The sequence below is a fragment of the Thiomonas sp. UBA7699 genome (assembly GCF_002482605.1).
In the GTDB taxonomy this organism is placed as follows: domain Bacteria; phylum Pseudomonadota; class Gammaproteobacteria; order Burkholderiales; family Burkholderiaceae_C; genus Thiomonas; species Thiomonas arsenitoxydans.
Genome location: NZ_DLGH01000015.1, coordinates 80987 through 105298, shown reverse-complemented (window position 1 = coordinate 105298; position 24312 = coordinate 80987). Strand labels below are relative to the sequence as shown.

Below are 24312 nucleotides of genomic sequence, written 5' to 3'. Positions count from 1 at the left end.
CTCATACCCATCGCAGAGTGGAACCTATCATGCACGCCCCAAGCCATCCAGACCGGGTTACGCATCCGGCGCCCGAAGTTCGTCATGGCTGACCCCGACCAGGCGGGTCGCCCCAGCGCAGAATGGATCGACCAGTTGCCAGCCTGTGTAGCGATGCTCGTGGGCGATACCGTGCGTTACGCCAATCCCGCGGCGCTGCGGCTGCTGCGGGCGCTCCAGCCGTCCGACGTCATCGGGCGTGAGGTCGATGTTTTCATTCACCCGCTCGATCTGCACCGCGCGCTGGCGCGGCTGCGTCACGCCGAGGGCGACGGCATCAACCCGGTCACTGAAATTCGCGCCTACACCTGCGACGGCCAGCCGCTGATGCTGGCCATGAGCAGCGCCATCGTGGTGGTGGACGATGAGCGCGCGGTGCTGGCGACCTTTCTCGACATGACCGAGCGCGCCGCGATGGAGCAGCGCCTGCGCCAGACCGACGAAGATTTCCAGCGCATGATGAACACCATGCAGGATGTGTTCTACCGCACCGATGCGCAGGGCATTACCCGCTACGTCTGCCAGGCGGTGAAGAACGTGCTGGGCTACACCGCCGAGGAAATCATCGGCCTGCCCGCTGCGGCCTTCTATCCCGATCTGTCGGAGCGCGACGCCCTGGTGGCCGAGATTCGCCAGCACGGTGCGGTGCATGATTTTCCGGGCCGCATGCGGCGCAAGGACGGGGTAATCGTCGACATCTCCATCAGCACCCAGGCCTTGCGCGACGAGCAGGGCCAATACGCCGGGGTCGAAGGCATCTGGCGCGACATCAGCGAGCGCAAGGCGCTGGAGCGTCGGCTCGAACATCTGGCGACCTTCGACAGCCTGACCGGCGTCCACAACCGCTCCAGCATTCTGGGCATTCTCGAGCGGTTGTTGCAGCGCAGGGCGCCGCTGTCGGTGCTGTTGCTCGATCTCGACTATTTCAAGCGCATCAACGATGGATTCGGCCACGCCGCGGGCGACCGGGTGCTGTGTCGCTTCGTCCAGATCATCGAGGGTGAAAAGCGCAGCCGCGACTTTTTCGGACGGCTGGGCGGCGAGGAGTTTCTGTTGATTCTTGACGGCGCGGACGAGGCCGAGGCGGGGCAGATCGCCGAGCGCCTGCGCGCTGCGGTCAGCGCTGAGGCCATCGCCTTGGCCGAGGGCGAGGCAGTGGCGCTCACGGTCAGCATCGGCATGACCCAGTCGCGCTCAGGCGATCAGCGCACCGCCGATGTGCTGGTGCGCGCCGACCGGGCGCTCTACCGCGCCAAGCAGATGGGGCGCAACTGCGTGTGCGGCGAATCGTCCCAAGGGGGAGCCTAAGAAACACGCCGGGCCGCCCCAAGTGTTTCGTTGCCCCCTGGGGGAGAGCCGCGTGCAGCGCGGCTTTCGGGGGGGCTAATATTCGTTTTTTACCCCGCCGGCCAGGGCGACAAAGGCCCGCGCGGCGACGGCCACGAACGGCCGCAGCCACCACGGCGCCCGCGTGCGCAGACGGTCGGGCGTGTTGATGGGCAGCGACTGCGCGATCTGGCTTTCGATATGCGCGCCCAGTTCCAGCGCGAAGGCGCGGTCGAGCACGGCGAGATTGGCTTCGAGATTGACCAGCAGCGATAGCGGGTCGATGTTGGAGCTGCCGACCGTGGCCCAGTCCGCATCGACCACGGCGACCTTGGCGTGCAGATAGGCGGGGGTGTATTCATAGATATGCACCCCGGCGCGCAGCATTTCGCCGTAGAGGGCTCGCGCCGCCCACGCCGCCATGCGGTAATCGATACGGCCTTGCAGCAGCAGCTCGACGCGCACGCCGCGCGCTGCGGCATTTTTCAGCGCCTGGCGAAACTCCAGCCCCGGATAGAAGTAGGGGCTGACGATGAGCACGCGCTCGCGCGCGCGGTTGATGGCGCGGATGTAGCTGTGCTCGATGGCGCGGCGCTGCGAGAAGTTGTCGCGCACCACCAACGCGGCCAGGCTTTGCGCAAGGGTCTGCGGGGTAGGGCGGGGTGCGGGTGTGCGGGGCGTGGCCGTTGTGGCGCTGCTGGGCGGCAGTGGCGCGCCGTCTTCGTCGGCCACGGGCATGTCGCTGCCCCAGTCCAGCAGTTCCTGCCAGTAGGCGCGGCGGTTGGGCGAGGTGTCGAACACGCCGGGGCCGGGCAGTTTGCGCAGGCGGCGCTGCAGGCTGCCGGTGAGCACGGTGCGCAGCCATAGTCGCTGCATCACCCACTGCGTCTGGCGCGCGAGATGGCCGTGGTATTGCACCGCATAGTCGAGCCGGGGCTGCGCGCTCCATCCGTGGTGAATATCGAGTCGGTCGTCGATGAGGTTGATGCCGCCGATGAAGGCGGTGTGCGCGTCCACCACGCACAGCTTGCGGTGCAGCCGCCGCCAGCGACCCCGCTGCACGACATCGAGCCATTTGCGCCAGGGACGAAACACCATGAACTCCACCCCGGCTTCGGTGAAGCGGCCGGAGAGCGCCTCGACACTGCGGCTCGAACCCAGCCCGTCCACCAGCACCCGCACCTGCACCCCGCGCCGCGCGGCGTCGCACAGCGCGCTGGCCAGAGTCATCGCGGCCTCGTCGGTATGAAAAATGTAGGTCTGCAGCCAGATGCTTTCGCGGGCTTGCTCGATTGCCTGTTGCATGGCCGGGAATAGCGCGCTGCCGTAGGGCAGCAGCCGCGGGGCGCCGCCGCCGGTCCAGCGCAGCGGTTCATCGAGAGGGTGGGGCAGCGTGTCGGCTTGCAAGGACGGGGCAGGCAAGGGGCGGCGCTCGGGCTACGCGCTCACGCGGCGATGGGCGCAGACGCAGCGGCGGCCGGGTCGGGCAGGGGCGACTCGGGGCAGTCTGGCTGGTCGCAGCGCAGCGAGGCCAGCAGCGGCGCGTGGTCGGACAGCCGGGCCCAGGCGCGACCCCAGCCCAGACCGATTTCGCTGGCACTCAGACCGCGGGCGTAGATGCGGTCGAGCGGCATCAGCGGCAGCCGCGCGGGATAGGTGCGCACGCGCTTGCGCCAAGAGGTCTTGCCATTGGTCTTGAGTGGCGGCTCGCTCACATCGACCAGGCCTTGCTGCAGCAGTTGCGGGCCGATGCGGCCGTGCCAGTCGTTGAAATCGCCCGCGACGATGAGCGCCGCCTGCGCGGGCACCTGCGCCGCGATGTAGTCGAGCAGGCGATCGGTCTGGCGCTGTCGACTGGCGGCAAACAGCCCGAAATGCACCACGATGCAGTGCAGCGGCCCGCCCTTGGGCAGCGCCACCTGCACATGCAGCAGGCCGCGTTGCTCGAAGCGGTGGTCCGATACATCGCAGTGGGCGATGTCGATGATGGGATAGCGCGACAGCAGCGCATTGCCATGTTCGCCATGCCGGGTGCAGGCATTGGTGCGGTAGGCCGCGTGCATGTTCAGCGCCTGCGCCAGAAAGTCGTGCTGCGGCAGCGCGGGCCAACCGCTCAGTCGGCGCGCGTTGCGCTGATGCAAAAACTGCACCTCCTGCAGAAAAACCAGATCGGGCTCAAGCCCCTGCAGCGCCGTCTGCAACTCCAGAATGCTGGCGCGCTTGGCCGGGCCGTGGCCGAGCACGCCTTTGTGGATGTTGTAGGAGGCGACGCGCAGTTCCATGACCGGGCCTGTTCAGCGCGAAGGAAAGCGCCGCGGCAACTGGCGGATCGCATCGGCGTTCGAGGCCGAAAAGCAGCGCTTGGTCGCCTCCTGCCACGGCAGCCAGGCCCATGCGCGGTGTTCGCGTGCGGCCAGGGTGACGGGAGTGCCTGCGGGCACTTCGAGGCTGAACACATGCTCGGTGTTTTTCCAGATGCCCGCCGGGTAGCGATGCCGCCATAGCGGATAGATTTCGTACACATTGGCCAGCCGCCAATCGCGCAGCGCGGATAGGGGCACGGCGATGCCGCCCACCTGGATGCCGGTTTCTTCGGCCACTTCGCGCAGGGCGGTGTCCATCAGGGGTTCGCCAGGGGCGTCGATGCTGCCCGTCACGCTTTGCCAGAAGCCGGGCTGCAGCGCGCGCTCGATCAGCAGCACATCGAGTGCGGGAGTGTGAATCACCACCAGCACCGAGACCGGAATCTTGCGTCCGGTCTCGGACGGGGAGAAGGGGGACTGAGTCGTTGCATCCATGACCCGCATCTTAAGGAAGTCAGGCTGCAAACGCTTGCTTGCCGCGCCCTCGTTTCTTGCGGCCTTTGCGCAAAACAAAAACCCAAGCCCCGGCGGGCCGGGGCTTGGGTATTCAGGCAACGGGGAGTTCCCGTTGATGAATTACAGCGTCTTCTTGGAGAAGTACCAGTCGGTCACTTCCATGCCTTGCGCCGCGCCCTTGCTCACGCGCTCTTCAGCGGCGGCGGAGGTCTTCGGCGGGGGCACGATGACCTTGTCGCCCGGGCACCAGGCTTCCGGCGTGGCCACGCCGTGCTTGTCGCTGGTCTGCAGGGCTTGCAGCAGACGCACGAACTCGTTGATCGAGCGGCCGTTGCTCATCGGGTAGTACACCATGGCGCGCAGGATGCCGTTGGGGTCGATGAAGAAGGTGGCGCGCACGGCCTGAGTGTCGGCGGCGCCGGGGTGGATCATGCCGTAGGCGCGGGCCACTTCCATCTTCAGGTCTTCGATGATGGGGAAGGGAATGTCCACGCCGAAGTGTTGCTTGATCGAACGCACCCAGGCCAGGTGGGCGAAGATGGAGTCGATCGACAGGCCGAGCAGCTCGCAGTTCATCGACTTGAAGGTTTCGGCTTCACGGGCGAAACCCATGAACTCGGTGGTGCACACCGGGGTGAAGTCGGCCGGGTGCGAGAACAGGATCAGCCACTTGCCCTTGTAGTCGGCCAGGGTGCGGGGGCCGTGGGTGGTGACGGCGTTGAAGTTGGGCGCGGGCTCGTTGAGGCGGGGCAGGCCGAAATTTTCAGTGGTTTGTTCCATGGTTGAGCTCCTTGTGGTGGGAAGAAAACATGCGGCGGGTGTGCCGTTGAGAATGAAGTCTAGGGAAAACCCTAAAATTGATCCAATCGATTGTCACAATCGAACGGTTAGGAAAAACATATGACGAAACCGGCGCTTTGAAAAACTGAATGAGGCGCATTGTGCGCGGTCGGATCGACTTGGTTGTGACAGGCGACTAAATAGGGTGAACAGGCCCAAGGGGAAACACCAATTCCACCCAGGTGCCGTGACCCGAAGGCGGCGCGGTGCTTTCCGCTGGTTTGCCCGTGGGCGCGCTGGACGGTACGCGGTCAATGTTGCGGCGCCAGGCGATCTGGCCGCCCAGGGCGCGGGCGCGGATCTGCATGCTGGTCAGGCCATGTCCGGTGGCGGCATGTTGCGGGTCGATGCCGATGCCGTCGTCGAAAACGTCCAGCCGCATACGGGTTGCATCGACGATGCTCAGTCGCACGGAAACGCGGCTGGCGCGGGCGTGGCGTATGGCGTTGCTCACCGCCTCTTGCAACAGGGCGCGCAGGTGGTATTGCTGCGCGGCGTCTTGAGGGGGCAGCCGAGCGGCGCTCAGCCCACCGATGAGCGGCGACGGCCAGTCGAGCGCCATACCGGCTGCGGCCAGGCGTTGCGCGGTTTCCGAGCGGATGTCGGCGGCGAACTCTTCCCACGGCTGCACCGCCTGCCGCAGCCCGCGCACGATGGCACGCAACTGGTCGATGGTGGTCATCAGCATGGCCTGCTCGCGCTCGCCGTGCACCAGATGGCGCAGGGTGAGCAGCTTGGCGCCGATGTCGTCGTGAAGATCGCTGGCGATGCGGTCGCGCTCTTGCTGCACGCCGGTCTCCAGCGCGTCGCGGCCCGCCGCAGCCTGGTTGAACAGGGTCACGAGCGAGGTGGCCAGGTCAGCGTCGGTCACGGTGAACAGGCGCTGGCCGGCGCTGCGACCCTGCAGGCGGCGCGCGGCCAAGCCGCCAGCCGGGGCGATGCGCAGTTCCATGCCGTCCTGCGCCAGACCGGGGGCGGTGTCGGCCTCGCTTGGCGGCATCGGCAGGTTGTGCAGCGGCTGGTACAGCCGGTCGAGCAGGCCGAGCCAGCGGCGCTCGCGCTCCAGCGTCTGCGCGGTGAAGGCCACCGAAATGATCTCGGGCAGCAGCTTATCGATGGGCGGCAACTCGCCCTGCATCATGCGGCCCCACAGCCACTGCCGCATCGGCAAATACAGCAGCCCGGCCAGCAGCAGGGTGAGGATGAGTGACAGGTCGTGGCGCCAGTTCAGCAGCAGCACCAGCAGCATGTCGAGCACGACGATCAGCCCCAGCCCCAGCACCCACAGCAGCAGCCGGTAGGCCCAGCGGTCGAGGTCGAACAGGTGATAGCGCCCGACCCCCAGCGCCAAGCCGAGGTACATGGCGAGAAAAAAACCGAAGGCATAGCCCTGCTGCATCGGCGTGAACACCCCGATCATTCTCGAACCGAAGGTGAAGACGACAAAGGTGAAAGCGCCCAGCATGGCCGAGAGCATGAACCAGCGCAGCGCGGCGCGGTCGGCCGCGCGCATGGCGCTGCGCCGCCACTGCACCACGGCCAGCGCCACGGCCAGCAGGATTTCGAGCAGCAACGGAATGCGCACTCCCCAGCTCATATTGGGCGCCAGCCGCGCGGCATCCATCGCCCACCAGCCCACCACGATGATGGGCACGGGCCAGAGCCACTTCGCCGCCGCCAGTCGCGCTGGGTACACCAGAAACAGCGCGGCCAACGCGCCGCCGAACCCCAGCGCGCCCAGATGATTGATGGCCGAGAGCAACTCGAACAGACCGCCGGGCAGCGCCAGTTCGCGGGTGCTGTAGATCGCGGCCGAGTAGGTGTTGGGTAGAAACAGCAGCCCCGAGAGCGCCAGCAGCCGCCCCGGCCAGCTCTTGGGTTTGAGCGCGTACACCCAGGCGCCGACGAGCAGGGCCACGCCGCCGCAGAGCAACTGGAACCAGAACACCAAAGGCAGACTGGCGAGCGGACGGTTGGGTAGGGGTGTGACGGCCTGCTCGAAGACCTGTCCGGCGGGGTCTTGCCAGCTCAGCAGCAGGGGACGCGCCTGCAGCGCGGCGATCTGCGTTTGGCGCTGAAAAAAGCGCTCGACTTCGGCGTAAGTGTCGAAATAGTCGGGCTCTTCGATCAGGTCGCTGGGCTGCAAGGCCACGCGCTGCCCGCCTGCGCTGATCGACAGCAAGCGCGAGCCTTGAGCGATGGCGGCGGCGGGGCCGTTGCGAGCGACATGCAGCACCTCGATGCCTGGGCTGTACGCATCGGCGCGGGATGACAGGGTGAGCCCCAGCCAGGGTTGATTGAGGGCGATGTACAGCGCCGTGGTGACCCCCGCGAGGGTCAGCAGCAAGGCCGCCATCAAAATGCGGGCGGAACGGGTTTGCGGCATCTGCATGATGGGCGGATTGTCGCCCACCGCGCGCCCGCAGCGTCAATCGGGGCGGGATCGGGTGACGGCGGCTTCGAGCGCGGAGATGAAGCGCGCGGCCACATCGCAGCCGGATTGCTGGGTGATTTCCTGAAAGCAGGTCGGGCTGGTGACGTTGATCTCGGTGAGCTTGTCGCCAATGATGTCGATGCCCACCAGCAGCAGGCCGCGCGCGGCCAGCACCGGCCCCAGCGCGCGGGCGATGGCCCAGTCGGTCTCTGAGAGCGGCTGCGCCACGCCCAATCCGCCGGCGGCCAGATTGCCGCGTGTCTCCCCGCCTTGCGGAATGCGCGCCAGGCAATAGGGCACGGGCTCGCCGTCGATGATCAGCACCCGCTTGTCGCCCTGCGCGATGGCGGGCACGAAGCGCTGCGCCATCACGGTGGTGGCGCCAAAGGCGGTGAGGGTTTCGATCACCACGTTGAGGTTGGGATCGGGGCTGCCGTCGGCCTGCTGCCGCAGGCGAAAGATGCCCGTGCCGCCCATGCCGTCGAGCGGCTTGAGGATGATGTCGCCATGCTCACCGTAGAACGCCTTGATTTCGGCCGCGCGGCGGCTGACCAGAGTGGGGGTGATGAACTGCGGAAACTCCAGAATGGCGAGCTTTTCCGGGTGGTCGCGCAGCGCCCGGGGGCTGTTGAACACGGCCGCACCTTCGCGCTCGGCTTGCTGCAGCAGATGGGTGGCGTAGAAGTATTCGCTGTCGAAGGGCGGGTCTTTGCGCATGAGTACCGCATCCACCTCGCGCAAGGCCAGTGGGCGCTGGTCGATCACGCGGTACCAGTCGTGCCCCGACGTGGCCCCGGTGAGTTCGATGCGGCGGCAGACGGCGGTGACTGGCGCTGCAATCGCCTCCTCCCCACCCGTCGGGACGGTGGTTGTGGAGGAGTTCCCTCCCCTCCAGTGCAAATCGGCGGCTTCGCAAACCCAGAGCACATGGCCGCGCGCCTGCGCCTCGCGCATCATGGCGAAGGTGGTGTCCTTGTAAATTTTGAAGGACGCGATCGGGTCGGCGATGAACAGCAGTTGCATGATGGGCGTTCCCGCGGGCTCAGCCCAGTCCCACATCAGGGTCGGTGCGCTCCAGCTCGTAGCTGGCGGCCACCATGGCCAGCCGGGCGATCACGCCGTACATGTAGAAGCGGTTCGGCCCGTTGGTGCCGGGGGCCGCTTCCGGGTGGGTGACGTTGAACTGTTCCTCGAATGCCAGCGGCACGAAGTGCATGCCGGGGGCGTTGAGGTTCTCATCCGGCCCGCGGTCGGCGTGCACGCGGTAGAAACCGCCCACCACATAGCGATCCATCATATAGACCACCGGCTCGCACACGGCCTCTTGCAGCCGCTCGACGCTGGGCACGCCTTCCTGAATCAGCACTTCGCTGACTTCCATCCCTTCCTTGACCACGCTCATTTTGTTGCGGGTCTTGCGGTTGAGGTCTTTCACCTCGCTGGGGTCGCGCACGGTCATCACGCCCATGCCGTAGGTGCCCGCGTCGGCCTTGACGATGACAAAGGGCTTTTCCTGAATGCCGTATTCCTTGTACTTCTTGCGCACCTTGGCCAGCACGCTGTCGACCGCTTCGGCCAGACAGTCTTCGCCGTGGCGCTCGTGGAAATTGACCTTGCCGCACTGGGCGAAGTAGGGGTTGAGCATCCACGGATCGACGCCGATGAGCTTGGCGAATTTTTTCGCCACATCGTCATACGCGTGGAAGTGCTTGGACTTGCGCCGCACGGCCCAGCCGGCATGCAGCGGCGGCAGCAGGTATTGCTCATGCAGACCCTGCAGGATGGGCGGGATGCCGCCCGACAGATCGTTGTTGAGCAGGATGGTGCAGGGGTCGAAGTCTTTCAGCCCGAGGCGCAGTTTGTTGCGGATCAGCGGCTCCACCACCAGCTCGCCGCCCGACGGCAGCTTGAGGTGCATGGGCTCGGTGACCGTCTCGTCGAGCGACCCGAGACGCACATTCAGCCCAGCCCGACGGAAGATGCGCATCAGGGTGTGGACGTTTTCGAGGTAGAAGGTGTTGCGGGTGTGGTTCTCGGGAATCACCAGCAGGTTCTTGGCCTCCGGGCAGATTTTCTCGATGGCGGCCATGGCGGCCTGCACCGCCAGCGGCATCATCTCCGGGGAGAGATTGTTGAAGCCGCCGGGATAGAGGTTGGTGTCGACCGGCGCGAGCTTGAAGCCGGCGTTGCGCAGATCGACCGAGCTGTAGAACGGCGGGGTGTGCTCCATCCATTCGAGGCGGAACCAGCGCTCGATGGAGGGCTGCGCCTCCAGGATGCGCTGTTCGAGTTCGAGGACGGGATCGCCCGAGGAGGTGATGAGATGCGGGATCATTGTTCTGTTTGCAAAAGCGGGGACAGCCCCGATTCTTGCAGACGCAGCGCAAACGCGCTGAGTTGCCGCATCTGCCCCGGTTCAGGCGCCGTTCGTCGTCCAGCCCCAGCGCTGAAAAATCGCCGCGCCTTGCGGGCTCTGCAAAAAGGCGATGAACTGCTGCGAGGCGGGCAGCTGTTTGCCGCGCGTGGTCGGGGCGATGCCGGTGTCGCGGTAGATGCGGTAAGGCTCTTCCACCGCCACCTGTTCGGCCAGCTTGGGGTTGGAGACCTGCCAGATATTCCAGATCAGCCAGGCGTCGATGTCGGGCTGGTCGATCCAGGCCTGGCGGGCCAGCGCGCTGTTGGCTGGATAGGCGACGATGTTCTTGCGCAGCGCGCGCACGGTGCGGATGTCGCCCAGGCGACCGGCGGCGTCTTCCCAGACCCCGTTCTGTCCGGCGCCGTTGACCACGAGCACCTTGAGGCCGGGCTTGAGCAGATCGGTGAAGCCGGTGATGTGCTTGGGGTTGCCCGGGCGCACCAGGATGGAGAGCGGCCGCAGGTAGAGCGCAGTGACGTCGGCACTGTCGAGCTGGCCGTTCATGGCGGTGACGAAGTCGCTCATCATGGTTTCCGATCCCGAGAAGATCAGGTCGGCGTTGGCCCGGGCGGCGTCGATCCACTTCGGAGTGGGGCCGGCGGTGACTTCGACCTTGATGCCCGTGGCTTTCTCGAAGGCCGTGGCCGCTTCCTTCATGGCGGGCGCCGGGCCGCCCGGGCCGTACACCTTGAGCGACGGGGCGTTGTCTGCCAGGACCAGCGGCGTGGCCGAGGCCAGCAGCAAGCCGGCGCCCAGCAGGCTGGTGCGCAGCAGGGCGCGGCGTCCGGCGTCGGGGGTTTGGCCAGCGGTCGGGTTGGGTGAGGTGGGTTGGGTCATGAGCACTCCTGAACGTCGAAAAAAACCCGGTCGATCGACGCCAAAGCGTCGGTCTGCAGGGCGAGGGGAATCGAAAGCTGCGTCGCGAAGTCAGGCTTGCGGCGCGGCTGTGGAACCTGGCAGGGCGGGTGGATCGTCGGTGGTGTAGCGCTGATAGAGCACGCGCGCTGCGTCGAGCAATTGGGCGCGGGGCAGATCGCCGGTCAGCGCGTAGCCCCATTGGCGATCCACCCAATAGAAGGTGGACGCCGGTTTTCCGGGCACGATGCGAAATGAAATCTCGGCGGTGGGTTTGGCCATGCCGCGCAGATAGACCGTGACGCGGTGGCCCTGCGCGTCTTGGTACATGAGCTGTGCGGCGGGCTTGCCCGGCATGCCGGGCAGCAGGCGGCCGCCCATGAGCACTAGGCCGCCGGGCAGGGTGTCGGGCGCCACGATGGGTCGCTGCAGGCGGCGCGACAGCCAGGTGGTCAGATCGCTGCCTTCGCGCACTTCCACTGGGCGGCGCGCGTCCGGGGTGTAGACGGCGTAGGCGAGTTCGGCCTGATGCACGAAGTGCTGCATGCCTTCGTTCTGCGCGGTGACCACGGGGCCGTTTTGCTGCAGCGCCTCCCGGGTGGCGAGGCTGCCGGCCGCCGCGCCCACGCCGATCCACAACGCCACGACTGCCGCGCGTGCCCAGGGGCGCGCAGGCGGCGCGAGAGGCTGCAACAGGCGCGCGGGCACCGGTTCGTCGAGCATGGGAGCGAGTGCCTCGCGCAGCGCCAGGTTCTGCGCCTGCAGGGCGGCGATTTCCGCGCTCACGGAGCTTCGCGCGCCGTGTGGTGGCACATCGCCATTCAGGGCCAGCCGGGCTTCGTATTCCAGGTAGCGATCGACCTCGGCGCTGCGGGCCGCGTCGAGCTGGCCGTCGGCGTAGGCCATGAGGGTGTCGCGGTCGGGGCGTTGCGGATTCATCCCACACTCCTTTGCCCATCGATGATGCGCAAGGCAGGGCGCTGCGCTCCTTCACCGTTGGTGAGTTGCCAGAGCTGGCTGCGGGCGCGCGACAGGCGCGACATCACCGTGCCGGTGGGTACGCCGAGCGCCTTGGCCGCCTCCGTATAGCTGAGCCCTTCCACGGCCACCAGCAGCAACACCTCGCGCAAGGGCACGCTCAGGCGCTGGAGGGCGGCCAGCAGTTCGAGGGCTTCGAAGTGAAGCTCCTGTGTTGCGGCTTGCACTGGATGGGCGGCGTCTGGCAGATCGTCCAGAGACTCCGTGGCCTGCGCATTGCGCACGGCGCAGTGATCGACGAACAGGTTGTGCATGATGGAAAACAGCCAGGGCCGCACACTGCCCACCCCGCGCCACAGCCCCCATTTGTTGACGGCGCGCTCCAGGGTGTCCTGCACCAGATCGTCGGCGTCGGCCATGCGCCCGGCGTGGAGCACGCGGGCATAGCGCCGCAGGTGCGGGATCTGCTCGGTCAGCAGTTGGTGGCGGTCGGCCATGACGGGGCGGGTTTGAGGGCGGGCGGGCCGTGGGTGGAATCAGTATCCGCCTTTGCTGGCGAGCTTGGGGTCGATCTGCCAGATTTCATCGACCAGCTTGCCGCTGCGATAGGTGAGCACGTAGCGCACGGGAATGGCGGTCTTGCCCTGGAATACGACATCGGCCGTGACGGTGGCGCCCTTCGGGTTGGCCGCTTCCTGCAGATGCGTGATCTCGGCCTTGAGCGGGCCGTTGGCCTTGGTGAACTTGGTCCAGGTGGTCTTGATGGTGTCGGCGGCGTCGTAGCGGCCATCCAGCGGGCCGCCGACCCATTCGAGCACGGCGTCCGGGCCGTAGCTGGCGGTGATGGCGTCCACGTTGCCTGCGGCAATCGCCTCGATGTGCGTGCGGGCGGCCTCGACGGGGGTGTCGGCGTAGGCCGACGGCGCGATCCAGAGCGCCGAGAGGGCCAGCGCCGCGGCGGCGAGGGTGGGGGTCAGTCGAGTGGCGGTTTTCATCTTCAGCTCCGTTAAGGGTTGGGATGCTGCATAGACGGCCCGGCGCGGCGATTATTCCGTTGTCGAAAAAAAACCGCCCCATCGGGGCGGTTGGAACATCCTGGGGACAGGATGAGGAGACGCCTTCGGGTGCGGCGGCTGGCCGCCGCAGCGTTCAGAACTTTGACTCAGAGCACTTGCTCGCCGTGCAGGCTGATGTCCAGACCTTCGCGTTCCTGCTCTTCGGTGACGCGCAGGCCGATGACCCTGTCGATGACCTTGAGGATGACGAAGGTGACGATGGCGTCGTAGACGATGGTGAAGCCCACGCCCTTGGCCTGGATCAGGATCTGGGCCATATTGCCTTCCAAGGCGCCGGCGGTGCCGCCGATGGCCTTGACCGCGAACACGCCGGTGAGCATGGCGCCGATGATGCCGCCGATGGCATGCACGCCGAAGGCGTCGAGCGAGTCGTCATAGCCGATCATTTCCTTCATATAGACCGCAGTCCAGAAGCACACCACGCCAGCGATCAGGCCGATGGCCAGCGCGCCGCCAGGGCCGACAAAGCCGGACGCCGGGGTGATGGCCACCAGGCCGGCAACCGCGCCGGAGGTGATGCCCAGGATGGTGGGCTTGCCGCGCGCAATCCACTCGGCGAACATCCAGCTCAGCGCCGCAGCGGCGGTGGCGATCTGCGTGGCGGCCATGGCCATGCCGGCACGGTCGCTGGCAGCCACGGCGGAACCGGCGTTGAAGCCGAACCAGCCCACCCACAGCAGCGAGGCGCCAATCATGGTCAGCACCAGGTTGTGCGGCGGCATGGCTTCCTTGCCGTAGCCGATTCGCTTGCCCATCACCAGCGCGGCCACCAGGCCGGCGACACCGGCGTTGATGTGCACCACGGTGCCGCCGGCGTAGTCAAGCACGCCGTCGCCGCCGAGGAAGCCGCCACCCCACACCATGTGGGCGATCGGGGCGTACACGGCCAGCAGCCAGATGCCCATGAACCACAACAGGGCGGAGAACTTCATGCGGTCTGCAAACGATCCAACGATCAGCGCCGGGGTGATGATGGCGAAGGTCATCTGGAAGGTCATATAGGTCGACTCAGGAATGGTCGGCGCCAGCGGGTTGGCCGAATCCAGGCCCATGCCGTTCAGGAAGAAGCGGCTCAATCCGCCAATGAACCCATTGCCCGGCGTGAATGCCAGGCTGTAGCCGATGATCATCCACAGCACCGTCACCAGGCAGGTGATGGCGAAGCTCTGCATCAGCGTGGCGAGCACATTCTTCTTGCGCACCATGCCGCCGTAGAACAGCGCCAGACCGGGAATGGTCATCAGCAGCACCAGGGCGGTGGAGGTCAGCATCCAGGCGTTGTCGCCGGAGTTGATGAAGGCGGCCGGATTGGATGCTGCGGCGGCCGGGGCGGTCTGCGCCCAGGCGCTGCCCATGCCGAGCAGCATGGCGCCGAGCGCTGCGGGAATTGCGAGACTTTTTTTCATGTCAGATTCCTCGTGGATGCGGTCAGAGCGCGTCGCCGCCGGTTTCACCGGTGCGGATGCGCACGACCTGTTCGAGCGCAGAGACGAAGATCTTGCCGTCGCCGATCTTGCCGGTGCGCGCTGCGGTTTCGATCGCTTCGATGGTGCGTTCGACCAGGGCTTCCGGCACGGCCGCCTCGATCTTCACCTTGGGCAGAAAGTCCACCACGTATTCCGCGCCGCGGTACAGCTCGGTATGGCCCTTCTGCCGACCAAACCCCTTGACTTCAGTGACGGTGATGCCTGTCACCCCGATGCCCGACAAGGCTTCTCGCACCTCGTCGAGCTTGAACGGCTTGATGATGGCCGTGATCATTTTCATGAGTTGCTCCTTCCTGATGGGAGTGTGGTGGGGTTCAGAATGAATAAAGCGCTTGCAACTCGAACGAGGTTTGCTTGGTGGTCGATGCGCCGTCTTTTTTGGTGTAGATGGCCCCGTTCGACCGGTCCTGGCGCACTTCAGCCGAAAGCTTCAGGTTCGATGCCAGTGCATAGTTCACAGCCAGTGTCAGCTCCTTCAGCTTGTTGGATGTGCCATTCGTACCGGAAACGATGCCGTCCTTGTCGTCGATGTATTCACCGCGAGCCGCCAGACCCCACTGCGGAGTGAGGGCATAAGTGGCATAGAGCGCGACGCCGTTGGCTTTGCCCTTTCCGCCATTCGGCAAAGCGTTGTCCTTGGACAAGATGTCAATATTGCCGGCCAAGGTCAGTGCATCCGTGGCGTTGAATGTCCCGACGAGATCAAGCAGTTGCAGCACGCCATTGGGCGATCCGCCGAACCAGGGCGACTGACCGCGGTAATAGTCGGCGGTGTAGGAGAACATCTTGTTCGGAGCACCGGTGGCGCCCAACTCAATCGTTTTCGATGTGCTTGGCGCTGGCGTGGTGAAACCCCAGCCGTTGTTGACCCCTGCAATCAAGGTCAAGGCTGGTGCAACGGTGTAGTTGGCGCGCACGCCCGTCAGCGCGCCTGGCTCCATGTCCCAGAACAGCAGGCTGCGGGAAATGGTGTTGTCGGTGACAGGATTGGTCGTCTCGGCCCCTGCAAGGGAGGAATACTTGCCGGCCATCACCGTCAGCGGGCCTGTGGCGTACTGCACGAAGGCATTGTTCAGATCGAACTGGCTATTGGTGCAACCAGATGCCCCTGCACTTGTCACGCACAGCGGAATTTCCCCATTGCGCAGAATCTTTGCATCCGAACCGCCAATCAGCGTGACCTGAGCCCCCGCACCTGAACTCGGCAAATAGGCCAGAGTAACCGCCGCCTGGTTGAGCTTGAAGCCGTTTTGGGTCGTGTCGAATGCACGAAGCGCGGTGGACGAGGTATTGAAGTAGTCGTACGTGGAAGCCACATACCCCGTGATGCTCAGCCCCGGTGTGGCGGCAATCACCGCGCCCAGGCTGGGTGTGGCGGGAGCGGCAGGCGCTGCGGGGGCCGGGGTGGTCTGTGCCGATGCTGCGCCCGCGGTGCTGGCCAGAACTGCGGTGACGGCCGCGGCGATTGCGATTTTGTTCATCCAAGTTTCTCCTGTGAGTGCTGCCGGGCAAGACGCCCACCATGAAATGCCGGAGAGCATCTGCAGCTTTCGTGCCAGGCTTGTGCGGGGCTGTCACATCGTTGTCACTTGCTTGACGTCCTTTGGGAAGGGAATCGGTGCACCTGTTTTGTGCGTTCGGATGCATTTGCACCGCAGTGGTGCGTTTCTTGGCGGGTTGATCCTTGGCGAGACGCAAGAACGCAATGGCCTGCCGCGCGTCGGGCGGGGGAAATCGGTCACAATGCGCGTCTCAGGGAAACGCCGGGCTGCCCCAAGTTTTCTTGATCCCCACGGGGCGCAGCTCTGCCCTTGGGGGCGCTCAAGGTCATTTCAGGAGTTCCGCCATGAACGACAGCTTTCGCCAACGCAATACCGCGTTTTTCGACCAGATCGGTCGCCTGATCGAGCAGTCGCCGCTGCACGATGCGCAGCGCAATCTGCGCGCGCTGGCGCATTCCGCCGCAGGGCGGCTCGACTTGGTGACGCGCGACGAGTTCGACGCCACCCAGCGCATGCTGCTGGCCGCGCGCCAGCAGATCGATACCCTCGAAGCCCAGGTGCGCGAACTGCAGGCCCGGCTGGACAACGGGGCGCAGAGCGCGCCCGCGTCGCCCGAAGACGCCTGGCGCTGACCCGCGCCCATGTCGCTGGCGCAAGTCGCCAGCCGGGCGCTGCTGGGCATGGAGGCGCCGCCGGTCACGGTGGAGGTGCATCTCTCGCCCGGCTTGCCCGGCTTCACCATCGTCGGGCTGCCTGAGGCCGAGGTGCGCGAGGCGCGCGACCGCGTGCGCAGCGCGCTCATCAACAGCGGGCTGGGCTTTCCGTCGAACAAGCGCATCGTGGTCAACCTGGCGCCGGCCGATCTGCCGAAGGAGTCCGGCCGCTTCGACCTCCCCATCGCCATTGGCCTGCTGGCCGCGCAGGGGCTGATTCCGCTGCAGCGCCTGCATGGGCACACCTTTGCCGGAGAGTTGTCGCTGACGGGTGAACTGCGCCCCACGCGCGGCGCGCTGGCCATGGCGTGTGCGCTTGGGGCGCAAGGGGACGACGAGGCGGCTGAGCCTCGGCTGGTTTTGCCTCAAAGCAGTGCTGAAGAGGCGGCTTTGGCGCAAGCCGCGGCTGTTTTTGGTGCGCGTGATCTGCAGGAAGTGGTGGCCTATTTGCTCGAACAGGACGGCGCCGCGCAGCCGGTCACATCTGCCAAGGTTGAGGCCGCGCCTGCCGACGCGCCCGACATGGCCGAAGTGCGCGGCCACAGCGCGGCGAAACGCGCGCTGGAAATCGCCGCAGCCGGGGGACATCATGTGCTGATGGTGGGGCCGCCGGGCAGCGGCAAGTCCATGCTGGCGCAGCGCTTTGCCGGGTTGTTGCCCGCCTTGACCCGCGCGCAGGCGCTGGAGAGTGCGACGGTGCTCAGTCTGGTGGGACGCTTCGACCCGACACAATGGGGGCGACGTTTTGTGCGCAGCCCGCACCACACCGCGTCGGCGGTGGCGCTGGTGGGCGGCGGCGCGGGAGCCATCCGGCCCGGCGAAATCAGTCTGGCCACGCAGAATGTTCTTTTCCTCGACGAGCTCCCCGAATTTGACCGCGCCGTGCTGGAGAGCCTGCGCGAACCGCTGGAGACCGGGCGCATTCATATTTCCCGCGCGGCGCGGCAGGCCGAGTTTCCGGCGCGGTTTCAGCTCATCGCGGCGATGAATCCCTGTCCCTGCGGCTATCTGGGGCATACCACCAGGGCCTGCCGCTGCACGCCTGACCAGGTGTCGCGGTATCAGGGGCGTATCTCCGGCCCCTTGCTTGACCGCATCGATATTCAGGTCGAAGTCGGCGCCATTGCGCCTGACGCGCTGCTGCAGTTGCCGCAAGGCGAAACCAGCGCGCAGATCGCCGCTCGTGTGGCCATAGCCGCTGATCGGCAGCAGGCGCGGCAAGGGGCACTCAATGCCCAGTTGCAGGGCGCTGAACTCGATGAGCACTGCGCCCTCGACACCGCCGGCAGCGCGTTTCTGAGCCAGGCGATCACCCGGCTGGGGTGGTCTTCGCGTGCGGCGCATCGGGTGCTGCGGCTGGCGCGCACCATCGCCGATCTGGCCGGTTCGCAGCGCATCGGTTTGCCCCATCTGGCCGAGGCCATGCAGTTGCGCCGCGCCTTGGCATCGGAGTGATCTGAGCACAAAAAAAAGCCAGGTGCTTTGCGCACCTGGCTGGAAATGCCCGGATCGGGGGGAGAGTCTGTAGAGCAGACTACCGGGCAACTTGGAGGGCCACAGGATCAAGCATGAACTCAAGCCACGTAGCACCAGTTCTGTTCAGGAAAAAAGCAAAAAGTTCAGCCCATTTTGTAACGCTCTATCTTTCCCGTCAATCATCCGCGAACAGTGTGGCGACCCCCCGTAAACAGGCGGTGTTTGGCCGTTAAGAAATAGCGTGCAGACTTTATTGAATCGGGTTGAGTCCGCCGTCAGCGCCAATCTGCACGCGCTGTCCCACGGGAGGGGCGACCTTGAGCTGCATCGTCTGTACCTGACCGTTGTCCAGGCGGACTTGCACGTTGTAGACAGTCTGCGCATCCACCCGTTTGGCGATTTCGTTGCCCGCAAGGCCGCCGCCGATGGCGCCAGCCACGGTGGCTAGCTTGCGTCCGTCACCGCCGCCGACCTGATTGCCCAGGATGCCGCCGATGAGTCCCCCGGCGATCACGCCCACCGGGTTGGTCTGCTGCGACTGCACCTGCACCGGCGTGACCGCAGTCACCGTGCCGCAGTTATTGCAGACGGGCTGCTGCGGTGCGGCCGGAACGGGCGCGGTTTGCGGTGCAACTTGTTGAGGAGCGAACTGTTGCGGCGCGAAGGTCTGCGGCGCGGCCGTCTGTTGTGCCACGCGGGAGGGTTGCGGGGCGACTACGGGCTGTTTGACCACAGGCTGGGGCGCGGGCGCCTGGGCCGATTCGGCGGCGGACCTTGGGGCGAGGCCTGTTGCTACGACCGGCGCGCTGGCCGGTTGCGACGCGGCGGCCAGTGGTTTGGTGGGCGCGGCCACCGCTGAGGCTGCGGCGACTTCGGGTTTGCTGCCCGAGCTATCGCTGAGCTTGTAAAGCACCGCGGCCAGCAAGGCCACGATGACGGCGCCCATGACGAAAACCGCGATCCAGACGCCTTTTCCCGTCGTGGCTGGGCCTTGCGGAGGAATGGATGACATATTGCTCTCCCGTGATTCCGATGAAATGTGTGCGTGGTTAACGCGGCAGACCGCCTATTTGACGACAGCCGCCCGCAGCGCTGCACATCAGTGGCCGCTGGCCTCCAGCGCCTGATCCAGGTCGGCGATCAGGTCTTGTTGATTCTCGATGCCGATGGACAGCCGCACCATGTCCTCGCTCACCCCGGCAGCAGCCAGCTCCTGCGCGTTGAGCTGGCGATGCGTGGTCGTGGCCGGATGGCAGGCCAGCGACTTGCAGTCGCCGATGTTGACCAGCCGGGTGAACAGCTTGAGCGCATCCTGAAAACGCGCCCCGGCTTCGCGGCCGCCTTTGAGCCCGAAGCTCAGGATGCCCGAGGCACGGCCCTGCATCATGCGCTGGGCGACGTCGTGATCGGGATGGTCGACCAGCCCGGCGTAGCGCACCCAGGCCACCCGCGGATGCTTTTGCAGGTACGCAGCGATGTGCAGCGCGTTGGCGCAAATGCGGTCCATGCGCAGCGGCAGGGTTTCGACGCCTTGCAGAATGAGAAAGGCGTTGAGCGGGGACAGCGCCGCGCCCATATTGCGCAGCGGCACCACGCGGGCGCGGGCGATGAACGCGGCGGCGCCGAACTGCGCTGTGTAGCTCACGCCGTGATAGCTCACATCGGGCTCGACCAGCAGCTTGAAGCGGTCGGCGTGCGCGGCCCAGTCGAACTTGCCGGAGTCGACGATGGCTCCGCCCATGCTGTTGCCGTGGCCGCCGAGGTATTTGGTCAGCGCGTGCACCACGATGTCGGCGCCGTGCTCGAACGGACGGCAGAGGTAGGGCGAGGGCACGGTGTTGTCCACGATCAGCGGCACGCCATGGGCGTGCGCTACCGCGGCGAGCGCGCCGATGTCGGTGACGTTGCCCAGCGGATTGCCGATGGTTTCGCAAAACACCGCGCGGGTGCGGGCGTCGATCAGCCGGGCGAAGGCATCGGGGTCGCGCGGGTCGGCGAAGCGCACCTCCAGCCCTTGCCGCGGGAAGGTGTGGGCGAACAGGTTGTAGGTGCCGCCATACAAACGGCTGCTGGAGACGATGTTGTCGCCTGCCTCGGCCAGGGTTTGAATCGCCGCGGTGATGGCAGCCATGCCCGAAGCCACCGTCAGCGCCGCCACGCCGCCTTCGAGCGCTGCGACGCGCTTTTCCAGCACGTCGTTGGTCGGATTCATCATACGGGTGTAGATATTGCCCGCGACCTTCAGATCGAATAAGTCGGCGCCGTGCTGGGTGTCGTCGAAGGCGTACGACACCGTCTGATAAATGGGTACGGCGACCGAACGGGTCACGGGATCGGGGCTGTAGCCGGCGTGGACGGCCAGGGTTTCGAATTTCATGGGGAGGTCTCCGGTCGATATGGGTCAAAGCCCAATGTGGGTCAAAGCCTAATGGGCATTTGACGCAAATCCAAGGATCGAATCGTTTGAAGCTTATGCCTCTTGATCTGCAGCGACGCGAGGACTCAAGGCCGCCTGCTTGCGCTGCTGCGTCTGGAAGTAGGCCGATGGCGTGGTGCCCAGCGCCTGGCGGAAGGTCTTGATGAAGGCGCTCACACTGTCATACCCCAGAGACAGCGCCACATCCTTCACCGCCCGGCCCGTGGCCAGCCATTCCAGCGCCTGGGTCAGCCGCGCCCATTGCCGCCATTGGGCGAAGCTCATGCCGGTTTCAAGCACGAATTTCCGGCTCAGCGAGCGGGCGCTGATGTCGGCCCAGCGCGCCCACTGCTCCAGGGTGCGCGGGCTGGCAATATTGCCCAGCAGGGCGCGGGCGATGCTCAGCAGCCGGGCGTCCTGCGGCCAGGGTAGTTGCAGCGGGCGGGCGGGCGACTGGCGTAATTCATCGAGCAGCACCAGCAGCAGACGCATGCGGGTGAGATCGAGCGGGGTGTCGTGCGGCCAGTTCAGTGCCTTTTGCAGCACCAGCGCCACCAGCGGGTTGACCGGGTAGCTCGTCGGTTCGGCCGGCAGATCACCGCAGAACTGCGGCGTGAGAAAGGCGCCGAAACCCGCGGTCGGCCCGTAAGACTGCACCGCGTGCTCCACGCCGGGCGGCATCCAGCCGATGGTCTGCGAGGGGGAAAGCTGGCGACCCTGCGCGGTTTCCACAATGACCAGACCCTCGGTGAGCAGAAACAGCGTGCCGCGGGCATGGCAATGGGTCTGCGGGTCCATGGCGAGCTGATTGCGCACATTCACCGCGATCAGCTCGGCGCCGCCCAGGTGATTGATGCGGTCGAGCAACTCGGCCTTGCTGCATTCGCCATCAGTGGACGTCGGCGCGGTGTGGGGCATAGCGGCGTTTGTGTGGCGCATTTGTGTGGCGTGTTTGCGATATTCATTGGCATACTAAAGCAACCCGGCCATATCGTCCTCCCCTAGCATCCGCCTCGTTCGTCCCATGCAATCGGGGGAGCGCGCCCGGCAGGAATCGCAAGCGCATCCTAGAATCAGTCGGCTTTTGATCCGCAGCGCCCTGCTCTAGGGCGCATCGCGCGGTGAAAATCGTCAGGTTTTTCTCCCCCATTGCCTTCCGCCTCTCCGGACCGCCTTATGCAGAATTTGCCCGCGACCCCTCGCGTTTTATGGATTGCCCTTGGCGCCGCCCTGCTTGGCGGCTGCACGACGGTCGGCCCCGATTTCCATACGCCCAAGGCGCCCTCGGTTCAGCAATACACCCGCCAGGCCTTGCCCGCGCAGACCGCATCGGCCCCCGGCACGCTGGGCGGGGCGCAGCGCTTCCAGACGGTCGAGCGCATCGCGCCCGACTGGTGGCGGGTCTATGGCTCTTCCCGCCTCGATAGCTTGGTGGACGCGGCGCAGCGCAGCAGCCCGACGCTGGCCGCCGCCGAAGCCACCCTGCGCCAGGCGCAGCAGACTTACCAGGCGCAGGCCGGTTCCACGCTCTATCCCACGGTCAATGGCAAGCTCGGCGCCAACCGCAATCAGACCAATGCGGCGTCTGTCGGACAGAGCAGCAGCGCCACAAACATTTTCAACCTGTACAACGCCAGCATTGCGGTCAACTACAACTTCGACCTGTTCGGCGGCAACCGCCGCGCGCTCGAAGCCCTGGCCGCGCAGGCCGTCTATCAGCAGTACCAGCTCCAGGGGGCCAAGCTGACCCTGGCGGCCAATGTGGTCACGGCGGCGTTCACCCAGGCGCAGCTTGGGGCGCAGATCGACGCCACCGAGACCATCCTCAAGGCGCAGCAAAACCAGCTCGATATCGCCCGCAAACGCTTCGCCCTCGGCGCTGCGGCCCGCACCGATGTGCTGACGCTAGAAACTCAGGTGGAGCAGACGCGCGCCAGCATCCCGCCGCTGCGCAACAAGCTCGAGCAGACCGATCATCTGCTGGCCGTGTTGCTCGGCCAGGCGCCGGGCGCGGCCGATATTCCTCGGTTCACCCTGGCCGACTTCACCTTGCCGCAAACGCTGCCCGTCGTCGTGCCGTCCGCGCTGGTGCAGCAGCGCCCGGACATCCAGGCCAGCCAGGCGCTGTTGCACGCGGCCACGGCGCAGTACGGCGTGGCAGTCTCCAACCTTTATCCGCAGATCAATCTCAGCGCCAGTCTGGGCACTCAGGCGCTCACCATGGGCGCCTTGTTCGGCCCGGGCTCGGCGGTTTGGTCGCTGGCCGGCAGTCTGGCTCAACCCCTGTTCAATGCCGGTTTGAAGGCCGGTGCAAACGCGGCTGAAGCCAGCCTGCAAGCGGCCGGAGCCAACTATCAACAGACCGTGCTGCAAGCCCTGCGCAATGTGGCCGATGCCTTGCGCGCGCTCGACAACGACGCGCAGACGCTGCAGGCGCAGGCCGCAGCCGATACGGCAGCGCAAGAGTCGCTCAAGCTCGTCGATCAGCAATACCTGCTGGGCGCCGCCAGCTATCTGCAGTTGCTCACCGCGCAGCAGCAGGCGCAGCAAACCCGCATCGGCCTGATCTCGGCCCAGGCGCAGCGTCTGGCCGACAGCGCAGCCCTCTATCAGGCCATGGGCGGCGGTGTGCTGGATGAGCAGAGCGCCCCAGTCGCCGCTGCGTCGGCCAGCAAGTAAGCCTTCAATATTCCCTCGGCATTCCCGATCAGCCCCCCTACAAAAGCCAGTACACGGAGTTCACAGATGACCAAAGGCACCACCAAGCGCATGATCATCATGCTCATCATCGCCGCCGTCCTGATTGGGGGGATGGTGTGGTTCCAGCACTTCAAGAGCACCATGATTGCCAAGGCGATCAAGGGCATGTCCAACCCGCCGCAGACGGTTTCGACCATCGTGGCGCAGGAGTCATCCTGGCAGCCCACGGTCGAGGCGCTCGGTAATTTGCGCGCCAGCCAGCAGGCCTCGCTCAGTCCGCAGATTGCAGGAGTGGTCACCGCCATTCATTTCCGCTCTGGCGAGAAGGTGCGCGCGGGCCAAGTGCTGGCGCAGATCAACGACGCCCCGCAGCGCGCCCAGCTCGCGCAGCTGCAGGCGCAGGTCGGACAGTTGCAGGCCCAGCTCAATCTGGCGCAAATCACTCTGGCGCGAGACGAAGCGCAGCTCAAGGTGCAGGCCATCAGCCAGGCCGTGGTTGACACCGACCGTGCCAATGTGACCAGCGTGCAGGCCCAACTCAAGGCGCTGGCCGAGCAGATCAATGCGCAAAAGGCGGTGCTGGCGCAGGCCACTGTCACCGCGCCGTTCGCGGGCGTGCTGGGCATTCGGCAGGTCAACCTCGGCCAATATCTGGCGCCGGGCACGGCGGTGGTCACGCTTCAGGCGCTCGATCCGATGGACATCGACTTCACCGTGCCGCAGAACCAGATCGATCTGGTGCATGTGGGCATGAAGGCGGAGCTCACCACCAACGCGGCGCCCGGCAAAACCTTCGAAGCCAAGGTCATTGCGGTCGAGCCGCAGATCAACACGGCCACGCGCAACCTCACGGTGCGCGCCCGCATTCCCAACCCCAAGGGCGAGTTGCTGCCCGGCGTGTTCGCCACGATACGACTGACCGACGGCGAGCCGCGCAATTACATCACCCTGCCTAACGCGGCCGTGGCCTACAACCCGTATGGCGCGACGGTCTTTCTGGTCAAGGACGAAGGCAAGGGCGCCGACGGCAAACCCAAGCTGGTGGCCGAGCAGCGCTTCATCACCACCGGGCTGACGCGCGGAGACCAGGTGGCCGTGCTCAGCGGGCTGAAGGCCGGTGACACCGTGGTGACCGCCGGGCAACTCAAGCTGCGCAATGGCGTGCCGGTGCTGATCAACAACAGCGTGCAGCCGTCGGACAACCCCAACCCGCAAGTGCCCAATTCCTGAACCGG

General features: G+C 65.9%; 22 protein-coding genes. 5 read left to right on the top strand and 17 right to left on the bottom strand.

Annotation, left to right across the window (positions count from 1 at the left end):
• Positions 1 to 84: 84 nt before the first annotated feature.
• Positions 85 to 1347, top strand: coding sequence for a sensor domain-containing diguanylate cyclase (locus tag B3H47_RS05975; protein ID WP_286986444.1), 1263 nt, complete (start codon positions 85 to 87; stop codon positions 1345 to 1347).
• A gap of 75 nt (positions 1348 to 1422) precedes the next feature.
• Here the strand turns inward: B3H47_RS05975 and clsB are convergent, their stop codons facing one another.
• From clsB to B3H47_RS05905, 14 genes are all read right to left on the bottom strand, one after another.
• Complete coding sequence (clsB, locus tag B3H47_RS05970; RefSeq protein ID WP_286986441.1) at positions 1423 to 2787, bottom strand: cardiolipin synthase ClsB; 1365 nt, start codon at positions 2785 to 2787, stop codon at positions 1423 to 1425.
• Between the two features lie 23 nt (positions 2788 to 2810).
• Positions 2811 to 3647, bottom strand: a complete 837-nt coding sequence (locus tag B3H47_RS05965; RefSeq protein ID WP_286730091.1) for an endonuclease/exonuclease/phosphatase family protein — start codon at positions 3645 to 3647, stop codon at positions 2811 to 2813.
• Between the two features lie 12 nt (positions 3648 to 3659).
• On the bottom strand, positions 3660 to 4163 hold the full coding sequence (gene nudB / locus B3H47_RS05960) for a dihydroneopterin triphosphate diphosphatase (protein ID WP_286730090.1): 504 nt from the start codon (positions 4161 to 4163) through the stop codon (positions 3660 to 3662).
• A 141-nt stretch (positions 4164 to 4304) separates the two neighbouring features.
• Complete coding sequence (locus B3H47_RS05955) at positions 4305 to 4964, bottom strand: peroxiredoxin (RefSeq protein ID WP_013124279.1); 660 nt, start codon at positions 4962 to 4964, stop codon at positions 4305 to 4307.
• A 196-nt stretch (positions 4965 to 5160) separates the two neighbouring features.
• The gene (locus B3H47_RS05950; RefSeq protein ID WP_286986435.1) at positions 5161 to 7416 is read right to left on the bottom strand and encodes a sensor histidine kinase; all 2256 of its coding nucleotides are present in this window, start codon (positions 7414 to 7416) and stop codon (positions 5161 to 5163) included.
• 36 nt (positions 7417 to 7452) lie between these two features.
• On the bottom strand, positions 7453 to 8481 hold the full coding sequence (gshB, locus tag B3H47_RS05945) for a glutathione synthase (RefSeq protein ID WP_286986434.1): 1029 nt from the start codon (positions 8479 to 8481) through the stop codon (positions 7453 to 7455).
• A gap of 19 nt (positions 8482 to 8500) precedes the next feature.
• A complete protein-coding gene (gene gshA, locus B3H47_RS05940) occupies positions 8501 to 9793 on the bottom strand; it encodes a glutamate--cysteine ligase (RefSeq protein WP_286986432.1) in 1293 nt (430 codons plus the stop codon).
• Positions 9794 to 9874: 81 nt separating this feature from the next.
• A complete protein-coding gene (locus B3H47_RS05935) occupies positions 9875 to 10645 on the bottom strand; it encodes an extracellular solute-binding protein (protein ID WP_286986482.1) in 771 nt (256 codons plus the stop codon).
• Between the two features lie 156 nt (positions 10646 to 10801).
• On the bottom strand, positions 10802 to 11668 hold the full coding sequence (locus B3H47_RS05930) for an anti-sigma factor family protein (RefSeq protein WP_286986431.1): 867 nt from the start codon (positions 11666 to 11668) through the stop codon (positions 10802 to 10804).
• Positions 11665 to 12204 carry an RNA polymerase sigma factor gene (locus B3H47_RS05925; protein ID WP_286730085.1) on the bottom strand — a complete coding sequence of 180 codons (540 nt, stop codon included), beginning with the start codon at positions 12202 to 12204 and terminating at the stop codon, positions 11665 to 11667. The genes B3H47_RS05930 and B3H47_RS05925 overlap by 4 nt, the downstream gene beginning before the upstream one ends.
• A gap of 39 nt (positions 12205 to 12243) precedes the next feature.
• The gene (locus tag B3H47_RS05920; RefSeq protein ID WP_286730084.1) at positions 12244 to 12702 is read right to left on the bottom strand and encodes a nuclear transport factor 2 family protein; all 459 of its coding nucleotides are present in this window, start codon (positions 12700 to 12702) and stop codon (positions 12244 to 12246) included.
• Positions 12703 to 12869: 167 nt separating this feature from the next.
• Positions 12870 to 14270 carry an ammonium transporter gene (locus B3H47_RS05915; RefSeq protein WP_286986480.1) on the bottom strand — a complete coding sequence of 467 codons (1401 nt, stop codon included), beginning with the start codon at positions 14268 to 14270 and terminating at the stop codon, positions 12870 to 12872.
• Complete coding sequence (locus B3H47_RS05910) at positions 14212 to 14550, bottom strand: P-II family nitrogen regulator (protein WP_286986430.1); 339 nt, start codon at positions 14548 to 14550, stop codon at positions 14212 to 14214. Before B3H47_RS05910 ends, B3H47_RS05915 begins: the two co-directional genes overlap by 59 nt.
• A gap of 34 nt (positions 14551 to 14584) precedes the next feature.
• Positions 14585 to 15811: a porin gene (locus B3H47_RS05905; RefSeq protein ID WP_286986429.1), complete on the bottom strand. Its 1227-nt coding sequence runs from the start codon at positions 15809 to 15811 to the stop codon at positions 14585 to 14587.
• Between the two features lie 305 nt (positions 15812 to 16116).
• Here B3H47_RS05905 and B3H47_RS05900 point away from each other — a divergent pair, with 305 nt between their 5' ends.
• Together B3H47_RS05900 and B3H47_RS05895 are read left to right on the top strand one after the other, a co-directional pair.
• Positions 16117 to 16404 (top strand): accessory factor UbiK family protein, encoded by a 288-nt coding sequence (locus B3H47_RS05900; RefSeq protein WP_286986428.1) that lies wholly within the window; start codon positions 16117 to 16119, stop codon positions 16402 to 16404.
• A 9-nt stretch (positions 16405 to 16413) separates the two neighbouring features.
• On the top strand, positions 16414 to 17940 hold the full coding sequence (locus B3H47_RS05895) for a YifB family Mg chelatase-like AAA ATPase (RefSeq protein ID WP_286986427.1): 1527 nt from the start codon (positions 16414 to 16416) through the stop codon (positions 17938 to 17940).
• Between the two features lie 271 nt (positions 17941 to 18211).
• On the opposite strand, the gene B3H47_RS05890 is transcribed toward B3H47_RS05895, so the two are convergent.
• From B3H47_RS05890 to B3H47_RS05880, 3 genes are all read right to left on the bottom strand, one after another.
• Positions 18212 to 18973, bottom strand: coding sequence for a glycine zipper 2TM domain-containing protein (locus tag B3H47_RS05890; RefSeq protein WP_286728911.1), 762 nt, complete (start codon positions 18971 to 18973; stop codon positions 18212 to 18214).
• Positions 18974 to 19060: 87 nt separating this feature from the next.
• Entirely contained in the window at positions 19061 to 20338 is a 1278-nt protein-coding gene (locus tag B3H47_RS05885) for an O-acetylhomoserine aminocarboxypropyltransferase/cysteine synthase family protein (protein ID WP_286728909.1), read from the bottom strand.
• Positions 20339 to 20431: 93 nt separating this feature from the next.
• Positions 20432 to 21295 (bottom strand): helix-turn-helix domain-containing protein, encoded by an 864-nt coding sequence (locus tag B3H47_RS05880; protein WP_286986426.1) that lies wholly within the window; start codon positions 21293 to 21295, stop codon positions 20432 to 20434.
• Positions 21296 to 21553: 258 nt separating this feature from the next.
• Here B3H47_RS05880 and B3H47_RS05875 point away from each other — a divergent pair, with 258 nt between their 5' ends.
• The gene (locus tag B3H47_RS05875) at positions 21554 to 23056 is read left to right on the top strand and encodes an efflux transporter outer membrane subunit (RefSeq protein WP_286728905.1); all 1503 of its coding nucleotides are present in this window, start codon (positions 21554 to 21556) and stop codon (positions 23054 to 23056) included.
• Positions 23057 to 23122: 66 nt separating this feature from the next.
• On the top strand, positions 23123 to 24307 hold the full coding sequence (locus B3H47_RS05870; RefSeq protein ID WP_013124263.1) for an efflux RND transporter periplasmic adaptor subunit: 1185 nt from the start codon (positions 23123 to 23125) through the stop codon (positions 24305 to 24307).
• Positions 24308 to 24312 lie beyond the last annotated feature (5 nt).